Origin of the sequence: Acinetobacter sp. SAAs474 (genome assembly GCF_032823475.1) — a bacterium.
Taxonomy (GTDB): domain Bacteria; phylum Pseudomonadota; class Gammaproteobacteria; order Pseudomonadales; family Moraxellaceae; genus Acinetobacter.
Genome location: NZ_CP127908.1, coordinates 1 through 8,767, shown reverse-complemented (window position 1 = coordinate 8,767; position 8,767 = coordinate 1). Strand labels below are relative to the sequence as shown.

At 33.5% G+C, this 8,767-nt stretch carries 11 protein-coding genes; 6 read left to right on the top strand and 5 right to left on the bottom strand.

The genetic code is table 11. The features are described from left to right. The first annotated feature begins 787 nt into the window (after nucleotides 1–787). From QSG86_RS00110 to QSG86_RS00100, 3 genes are read left to right on the top strand one after another with little or no spacing between them, the layout of a single operon-like run. Nucleotides 788–1,063 (top strand): type II toxin-antitoxin system RelB/DinJ family antitoxin, encoded by a 276-nt coding sequence (locus tag QSG86_RS00110; RefSeq protein ID WP_241321570.1) that lies wholly within the window; start codon nucleotides 788–790, stop codon nucleotides 1,061–1,063. Beyond that, entirely contained in the window at nucleotides 1,041–1,373 is a 333-nt protein-coding gene (locus tag QSG86_RS00105; RefSeq protein WP_317032897.1) for a type II toxin-antitoxin system YafQ family toxin, read from the top strand. The genes QSG86_RS00110 and QSG86_RS00105 overlap by 23 nt, the downstream gene beginning before the upstream one ends. 26 nt (nucleotides 1,374–1,399) lie before the next feature. Further along, a complete protein-coding gene (locus QSG86_RS00100) occupies nucleotides 1,400–1,603 on the top strand; it encodes a hypothetical protein (protein WP_317032896.1) in 204 nt (67 codons plus the stop codon). Nucleotides 1,604–2,251: 648 nt separating this feature from the next. Here the strand turns inward: QSG86_RS00100 and QSG86_RS00095 are convergent. Further along, the gene (locus QSG86_RS00095) at nucleotides 2,252–3,004 is read right to left on the bottom strand and encodes a nucleotidyl transferase AbiEii/AbiGii toxin family protein (RefSeq protein WP_317032895.1); all 753 of its coding nucleotides are present in this window, start codon (nucleotides 3,002–3,004) and stop codon (nucleotides 2,252–2,254) included. A gap of 3 nt (nucleotides 3,005–3,007) precedes the next feature. Then, nucleotides 3,008–3,214 (bottom strand): hypothetical protein, encoded by a 207-nt coding sequence (locus QSG86_RS00090; protein ID WP_049069509.1) that lies wholly within the window; start codon nucleotides 3,212–3,214, stop codon nucleotides 3,008–3,010. Nucleotides 3,215–3,416: 202 nt separating this feature from the next. Between QSG86_RS00090 and QSG86_RS00085 the strand changes: the two genes are divergently transcribed. The 3 genes from QSG86_RS00085 to QSG86_RS00075 all read left to right on the top strand — a co-directional run bounded on the left by QSG86_RS00085 (nucleotide 3,417) and on the right by QSG86_RS00075 (nucleotide 6,902). Beyond that, nucleotides 3,417–5,156 (top strand): ATP-dependent nuclease, encoded by a 1,740-nt coding sequence (locus QSG86_RS00085; RefSeq protein WP_317032901.1) that lies wholly within the window; start codon nucleotides 3,417–3,419, stop codon nucleotides 5,154–5,156. Between the two features lie 407 nt (nucleotides 5,157–5,563). Continuing rightward, nucleotides 5,564–6,085, top strand: coding sequence for a hypothetical protein (locus QSG86_RS00080; RefSeq protein WP_317032900.1), 522 nt, complete (start codon nucleotides 5,564–5,566; stop codon nucleotides 6,083–6,085). After that, a complete protein-coding gene (locus tag QSG86_RS00075; protein ID WP_317032899.1) occupies nucleotides 6,033–6,902 on the top strand; it encodes a zinc chelation protein SecC in 870 nt (289 codons plus the stop codon). Before QSG86_RS00080 ends, QSG86_RS00075 begins: the two co-directional genes overlap by 53 nt. Before the next feature lie 94 nt (nucleotides 6,903–6,996). Here the strand turns inward: QSG86_RS00075 and QSG86_RS00070 are convergent, their stop codons facing one another. Genes QSG86_RS00070 through repM form a run of 3 tightly spaced genes read right to left on the bottom strand, consistent with a single transcriptional unit; the run spans nucleotide 6,997 to nucleotide 8,767 of the window. Next, the gene (locus QSG86_RS00070) at nucleotides 6,997–7,236 is read right to left on the bottom strand and encodes a hypothetical protein (RefSeq protein WP_317032902.1); all 240 of its coding nucleotides are present in this window, start codon (nucleotides 7,234–7,236) and stop codon (nucleotides 6,997–6,999) included. A gap of 12 nt (nucleotides 7,237–7,248) precedes the next feature. Beyond that, nucleotides 7,249–7,824, bottom strand: coding sequence for a plasmid replication DNA-binding protein (locus QSG86_RS00065; RefSeq protein ID WP_317032898.1), 576 nt, complete (start codon nucleotides 7,822–7,824; stop codon nucleotides 7,249–7,251). Beyond that, a complete protein-coding gene (repM, locus tag QSG86_RS00060) occupies nucleotides 7,817–8,767 on the bottom strand; it encodes a replication initiation protein RepM (RefSeq protein WP_179994518.1) in 951 nt (316 codons plus the stop codon). Before repM ends, QSG86_RS00065 begins: the two co-directional genes overlap by 8 nt.

Sequence of the window (8,767 nt, the reverse complement as noted above, 5' to 3'; positions counted from 1 at the left end):
GAAGCACCAATATTATTTATTATGCTATGACACAATAATTAATTTTAGTGCTATAAGCAAGGTAAACGGTGTCATATAGCAAGGTAAACGGTGTCATATAGCAAGGTAAACGGTGTCATATAGCAAGGTAAACGGTGTCATATAGGTTTTGAATCCCTTGTAAATAAAGGGTTTCAGCATGTTTAAAAGCATTTAAAAACTTTAAAAATAATTAAAAGCCCAGGCAAAGAAAAATTGCCCTTGGTTTTCGCTACGCTCAAACTCTATTGAATCTCGCTTTCGCTCGATTCGTCGAGGCAATTTTTTTGCTCTTTTCGTTGTGAATTTGAGAAAAAGCAAAGGCAAGAGCAAAAACAACTCGGAATTCGCTTCGCTCATAAAACTTTTTTACTCGCTACGCTCGATCTAGGCTCAATTTTCTGCATGTGATTTACACTTATTTAGGCTTCACAGCCTAAAAAACTGTTTTTCAGAAAGTCGAGGTGCGAATTTTGGTGATGTCGCTCGTAGACACTCGCTTGGTTAATGTTTTCTAGTGGTTTATTAGTATTGTGTCATTTGCTTCTATTTGAGCTTAGAGAGACTTTTTTGTTTTTAGGTGGATCATTATGTTTAAGTTTGAGATCGCCTCTCTATGGTGAAAATAGAGCGTTTAAATGCGATATTTTTTTATTGGCCTAATTTTTCTGTTTGATCAATAAATCGAAATATCCTTTTATTTGAAATATTCAGGCGGTAATATGCTATATTGTATCTCAATTGAGTCACATAATGTTTAGGTGAAGATATGACTTCTCAAACCTCAATGCTACACGTTCGAATTGATGATGAAACAAAGTTACAGGCACAGCAGGCTTTGAAATCAATGGGTATGTCTGTTTCTGATGCTGTACGTATCTTTTTAACTCGTGTCGTGGCTGAACAGGCGATTCCATTCGATGTACGTGTACCTAATACCACAACCGTAGCCGCTATGAATGAAGCTGATGCACTCATTCAAGCCAAGAAAGCCCGTTTTGAAACTGTAGAAGACTTGTTTAATGACCTCGAAAAAATCAGCTAAAGATAAACGGGCCGTTTTACCTCGATCATCGGACTATACAAAAGAGTTTTTAGCAGACTGGCAAAGGCTTTCTCGTAGTGGCCGTTATGACATGGGGAAACTTAAAGAGGTCATGATGCTGATTATTACCAATGATGAGCTTTTAGGTGCTGAATGGGTTGATCATGCGCTAAGTGGTAATCAATGGAAAAACTGCCGTGAATTGCATGTCGGTGGCGATTTTCTGTTGATCTATCGTATCGAATCACTCTCTAAGTTTGAGATGGTGGTTTTTGTGCGTACTGGAACGCATAGCGAGTTATTTAAGTAAGCACCAAACAAAGAGGATCTGTATTTATGAATGAAGCAGAAAAAGAACGGTTAAAAGAGATTTTTAGAAGCTCAAAGGGAATCGTAGATCACGAATTTTCTCAAGATGTCATTGATGCTTGTCAACCTTATGAAGATGCAAGACATCAACGTCTTTTAAATGGTGAAACGACCTTTGAACAAGAAGATGCTGCACTTATGGCTGAATGGAGACAATTGAACCCTAAATAAGCCTATAAGAGCTTAAATGGTATTTATTTTGGTGTTTATTTATCAAAAAAGAGCAAATTTCATCAAATTAAAGCAAACGGTTTTATCAAAAATCAGCAAATAAGATCAAATAAAGGCAAAAAAGGTCAAATAAAAGCAAATTTTAGCAAATGAAAAGATCAAATAAAGGCAAATTTTAGCAAACTGAAATTTGTACGATGAGGCAAGATGTGTAATGTAATAGTACACGCAAGGTGAACTAGTCCATTACCCCCGACAATTCGCTTACGCTCAATGCCCTGTCTTGTCCTACGGAGTAGTTTTTTGGACACCAAATATGAGGTATCTGGCTTCAATAGGTCGTTTAGTTTTAGAGATGTTCTTATTTTTTAGGAAAAGTGTTTTTTAATATTTACATAAATTTATATAAAACAGTTATTTATGTTTAGTTATTGGGTTTATTTGGAAAAAACTTTTATCGCTACTGGTGTTATGCAGTTTAATTGGGCTTAAATTTGTATCGTAATTTATTGATTTATAGTGGTGACCAGGTAATAAAGCATAGATTTTTGATTGCGACTAAATTAGAAAAAATCTTTCTCGCTTGAAGTTTTGCAGCACGTAAAAGACTGTATTTCGTATAAGATATTTTATGTTAAATGTTTATTTTTAGAGAAAAGTTCTTTGAGGGGTAGAGGTATTCAATAATATTTTTTCGAGATTATTTAAATAATATAAAAATTCTTGATTAGTAACTTGTAAGAGATGTTCAGCATAAGCTGGGTTTATATCTAACTGATTAGTAGCAATTTCAAGGTACTCTGAAGCATGAGCATTAATATGCTCACATGATTTTTTTAAATTTTTAAAAACAAGAGCTTTACCATAGTGTGTATCTGCTTCATCCCAAGCATCATTAGGTATTTCTCCCCAATGAGAAAACATTGCTAGGATGTCAAAAATATCTTTATAAGGTGAATTAGCATATCTATCAGCATTAGCTAATAGCTTTGTTAAATAACAAGATGATCTACTAAGAGCTGGTACTTTAAAGGGAGTGGTGGGGTCTATTTGTAGATTGTAATCAGCAAAAGAAACAAACTCTAACTTAATAGGTGTATTTCCAATTTCAATGAAACAACGTACAGCATCTCTATCAGCACGAATTTCTCTAGGATAGTAGAAATCTTCTTTTACTAAATTGCCTAATGATTTTTCTGTGGTTTCTAAGCGAACGGCACGAAAAGATAATTTATCTGGACATAGGAAATCGATATCAATAGATTCTCTATATTCATTTAATTCAAGAGCTATGCGAGTTCCACCACCGAAAATAATACGATTTTCTTTAAAAAAATCGTGATTAAAATTTTCTAGCGCAGTGCGAATTAATTGGTGGTGGTCTCTTAAATAAGAACTCATAGTTTAAGCAGGGAGAAATAAACCATGACCTATTATATTTGTAAGTCTTTCAATTAAGGTTTTTTCTTCACGAGTTAATTTATCTTGTTGGATGAACTTCCATCTTTTTTCATATAGATGAAAAGCTGTTTCTGCTGTGATTTGATCCGCTTTTGTATCCCACAAGATGCAATCTAAAGCAGGATAGCTTTTTCGAGCAATTAGATTCATGTGATGTTCCAATATTACAGATTTTCCGAAATATTAGCTTAACATAAACAATGACTACACTGGAATAGGTGATTACAATTTGCTTTGCAAATTGTAATCACCTATTCCAGTGTAGTCAAGAGTAAAATTCATTTTTACCATAAAAAATATTCTGTATGATAACTCTTTGATTTTATTTTATACCAAGTTTATGGGGTGTGCAGTGAATATAACAAGACTTAAGATTCATAATTTTAGATCTATTCTAGAACAAGAAATTTTTGTCCAAAAGTTTTCATTATTTATTGGGGCTAATAACGCTGGAAAAAGCACGATAATGAATGCGATACGTCTTTTTTATGGCGACTTTAATTGGAGTATAGAAGACTTTCCTAAAACAGGTGCTCATGATGAAGAAGTATGGATTGAGATAGAGTTTAATTTAAGTGATATTGAATGGGAAAGTTTAGCTGATAATTATAAAGATAATGAATCTAATACATTAATTCTTAGAAGATTTTTCAAATCAAAAGAAGTTAAAGTCGAAAAAAATCAAAGTAATCTCTACGCTATTATTAATGGTCAATTATCGGAAGGCTGCTTCTATGGAGCTAGTAATGTAGGACTAAATAAATTGGGAGATTTATTATATATACCTGCAATAACATCGGTTTCTGATCAAACAAAGATGAGTGGCCCTTCACCTTTGAGAAATATGATTAATCATTTACTCAAAAAAGTAGTTATGACTAGTCCTTCCTATCAAGCTGTTGCTGATGCATTTTCCTTACTAGGTAGCGAAGCGAAGGATGAAAATGGTTTCTTATCTCAAATTTCAAACCCTATAAATACAGCCCTCAAATCTTGGGATATATCTTTAGATCTATCTTTAGCTCCTATTCAACCAGAAGATATTTCTAAATCTTTAATTAAACATACATTTTTAGATTCTACACTTGGGGATGAAGGTGTTCATATAGACAATTATGGACATGGATTTCAGAGATCAGTCATTTATGAGTTAATTAGTTTAGCCACAACATTTAAAGATGAAAAAAAGTCAGCAAAAAAAGAGTTTTCCCCTACGTTTCATTTAATTTTATTTGAAGAACCAGAAGCATTTTTACATCCAAATCAACAAGAAAATATGGCTTATCGGTTGAGAAAATTATCAAAATTAAGTGATCACCAAGTTTTCGTTACCTCTCATGCACCAAACTTTTTAGATAAAGCTCATGAAAATTTATTAGAAATAATTAGAGTTAGAAGAATTGAGGGTATTACTAATATATATCAACCAACTAAAGAAATTTTAAATGATATTTTTGGACATGGATTACAATTAACAAAACTACTGCAAGACATCGTTGCTAAACAACAAGAAGGCGCTGGAGACGCAAAGAGGCTGTTGTCAGGTGAAGATGTTGATGAAGATGAACTAAGTTGTATGGAAATGTTTAGATATCAATTATGGCTTGATAGTGAACGGCTATCTTTATTTTTTTCAGATACTGTAGTTTTAGTAGAAGGAGCAACTGAAAAAGTATTTTTAAACTATCAATTGGCTAGAGATTGGGAGGTTTTACGAGAACATAAAATATGTGTTGTGGATGTAAATGGAAAATATAACTTCCATAGATATATGAAACTACTAGAAGCTTATGGAATAAATCATATAGTTATTTGTGATGGGGATTCTAACCGAAAAATTCACAAAGCCATAAATCCATTCATTGTTAGTTGTCATAATAAATTTACTTTATCTGCTCCTTATTTTTTTGAAAAAGATTTCGAAGATTTTTTAGGGTATGAAGCTCCAACGAGACAAGATATTAAGCCAATAACTGTTATGCAGAAGTTGGAAAAACAGGAAATTTGTGCTCTAAAACTTGGAGAGTTATTTGAAATACTCAGGGGTCTATTGATGAGCCCTCCGCATGAGGAGATTAGACAGGTGTCTTAAAGATTCTCCAAGATCAAAAAATTTAGGCAATAAAAAAGCCCGACATCTTGTCGGGCTTTTTCATATTGGTTGCTTCGGTATGACTCCTGTCGTACCTGCATTTTCCGTTGCTGTCTTTTCTTATTCTTATCTGGAGCATCCTGCTCTCTATGTCCCCATCATATGAAAATTCGCAAGGATGCCATAGATGCATTTGTCCCTAATTCATGTCAGCCTGAACTTACAACATTGCTCAAAACTTCCCCCAAGGTTTGACCACAGAAATTATGGATAATTTATGGAAAAGGCAAAATTAGAATAAATTTAAAGCTATTGGTTTGATTGATTTATCATCAATATATTGTTTTAAATGGACTATATGTAAATTATAGATATGATGAACTCTAATTTATTTTGGGGAAAATGAAATGATTAGAGAAGAACCACTTAGAATTGAAAAAACAGATTTAGATTTTTCATTTTTTAAAAATGAAAAGCCTTTGATTTTAGATCGTGACATTAGTGTACTTATCCTCCCTAGTTTTACCCAAAAAGATGCTTTTCATAATGGAACGATAGAAGTTTTTTCTTATTTACAAGAAAAGATAAGTCCAGAAGATGTTGAATTATTTTCAACTGACGAAGACTATAAAGAATTAGCTTTGCATTCTAGATCTCATCGGTTAGGTGTTTTTTTAGTAACGAGCATCATTGCTCCAATATTCACTGGTGTTATCGGTGATTATATTTCGAACGAACTACAAGCAAAAAAAGGTGATGAAGTCGATTTCAGTATAATTATTGAGAAAAAAAATGAATCAAACATCCTTGTGTCATATAGAGGTGATGCTGAAAAAGTTAATGAAGTTTTGAACACTGTAAAGGAGTTGAGTAAAGATGAAAAAAGAAATGAACCTGATCGATGCATTGAATCACCTCCTGTTAAGTAAAGAGATAATTGATTTAGAGTTGTATGATAAGGCAGTGGATCAAATTAATGATCTTCTAATACTTGTTCAGAAAGAAAATCGTGAGGAAATATCTAACTTTTTATGGAAATTCAAAACTATATTTCAAATTAAAAAAGGCTATATACAAGCTTTTTCTTTAATAAAGAATAAAGAATATTTAGATTCTTGGGCCTTATTGGCTGAATTGGAAACGGATATAATTCTTTTAGAAAAAAATATTGACGATATTTTTTCTCAAAAGTATAAAGTTTTCTTTTATAAAGAAATGGTGAAAAACTGGCAATCATTATTTCCCTATAAAATATTTTTTAGTATGGGTTTTACTGTAAAGTATTATTTATGCTCAATTTGTTCGGAAGTAGTAAAGCCACGGAATAGATGTAAGCATAAAAAAGGGATGCTTTACAATGGAGAGCTATGTTTCCATATTGGTGGTGAAATTGAGGAAATTAAAGAAATCTCTGTTGTAAAAACACCAATGCAAAAAATTTGCATTCCACTTATAGACTATGATTATTCAATTGTAGATTATGTTTCCGAAAGGTTACAGAACCCTTTTGATGGATGGGTGCCTGTTAAATCAAAAAGAACTTTAAAGAGATCTGATTTTGGCCATCTTGATGAGGATGCTATATGTCCGTGTCAAGAAGAAATGACTCTATTCAAGGATTGCTGTTTTAATAAGGATAAAATTGAGTTGCCTCATATCGATATATTGTTTGAGAAAAGTCTACCTCCAGAACTAGAAAATGAAATTATTAGAATCGGAAAAAAAGTTTTAACAAATAGTATCTAGTTGTAAGTTTTTCTAAAATTAACATAATACACCTTATACGAAATGCTTTATATTTCACTATATTTTTCAATTGGTTAATTATGTGAAAGTGGCGCTAATATTTAATAAGCGCCTTTTTATGTGATTTTTCATGTTTCACGATCAATAAGTGACCAATGTTCCACGGTTTTAATAATCCTAGATGAACAATCCCATCATCCATACGGCTTAAAGAAGCGGCTCCAGAAGCCTCTTTTTTGAGTGCCTTTTTATCCAGGTACGATGCAATCAGCATGATCGGGATCAGCAGCGGGGCCACAATAATTCCCAGGGCAATGTCTTTCAGTTTCGGCATGATCTCTCTCCCTTAGTCATTATCAAAAACAGCATTCAGCACACGGCCAAATAAGCCACGTTTTTTGTGTTGTGGCACTGCCACATTTTGCAACGTGGCATGCTGTAGCTTTTGGGTGTGGTATGCCGTAGTTTGTTGCTGTGGCAATGCCACATTTTCTGCAATATTTAATTCATTATTCTTTTTATTATCATTATTTTGTTGTGTTGTCGCATGCTGTGGCATGTCGGTGTCGCATGCCGTAGCATTTTGTTGTGGTGCTGCTGTGGCAGGTGCAACACTTTTTAGTTCAATGAGTGTTTGCATACGGTCAATTTGTTGCATTAACCGTTCTTCACGTTCTTGGTATTTTTTAACTTCGTTTTCTAAATGAATAATGAGTTTTTTTGTAGATTCATCGCTATCTGATGTAGATGACTCAATTTGTTGAGATGTTTGCTCAGGCTCCCCAAAGCATCTAATCACTTCCGAAAGGTCAAATTGACCATCACTAGAACGTGATAAACGCCCATTACGTACAGCTCTGTAAATGGTTGACCTATCAATATGAAATTTTTTAGATACTTCACTTAGCGATAACTTAGCCATTTACTGTGTCCTTTTTATTTGATGGCATGTATCCCACTTTTTTTAGGTATGGGGCTAGTTCTTTGATTTTTTCAGAGTCTTGTAGCATCTCAGCAATACGAACAGCAAATTGAGGATAGCTTTCAGTTCCTTGTGAATAGCGACCCATTTCAGGGAGTTCTGAAAGTTTGTTTGCAAACATATGCCGTTGAGCATCGGTCATCTTTGAAAAAAGGTCTAAGGTATTCGGATCTCTTTCTATTGATGGATTATCCTTTTTCTTCTGTTTAAACGTAAAAGAAAAACCTGAAATTGATCGACCTCTTTTGTGTTGTTCATACTTCACTGTGATATCTGTATGTTCGTTAATTTGTTTAATAGCAAGCTCAAGTACACTAGTTTTAAAGCGTTCCATACGCTTGTACTCTGTATCGAGTACGCCAATTCTTTGACGGAAATCACTTAGCTCTATAACAGGAGTAGAACCAGTACTTCTCCAAGCAATTAATAATTCATATAAGCGAACAGCATAAGCACTGCTGAGATTACTAACTTGCTGCAATTCGTATTTAGTGAAATGCTCTTCTAAGCGTGTAATTAAGGGAACTATGGCTGGGGCAAAGATAAGTTTAACCACTGCTTCATTATCTACATATCCAATTTCACTAACCCAACGGGATCTATAGTTCTCAATATTCCCTCGTTCATTTATTTTTTGATAGCTAAATTGTCTTGCAAACAAATCATTACAGGCATCTTTTAATGCTTGATAAGCCGTATTGCGATGTACGCCAAATTGATTGATATAGCCTTCTGCATGTACTTCAAGGGGATCATTAGCATTAATACCTTTCCCGCTTTCTCTTGCCTCAACAATGGCCAATAAAATTAAACGTTGTTCTACTAAATCTAAGTTATAGCTTGCATTAATTAAGGCATTGTCTTTTACAACTAATTCTCTCAT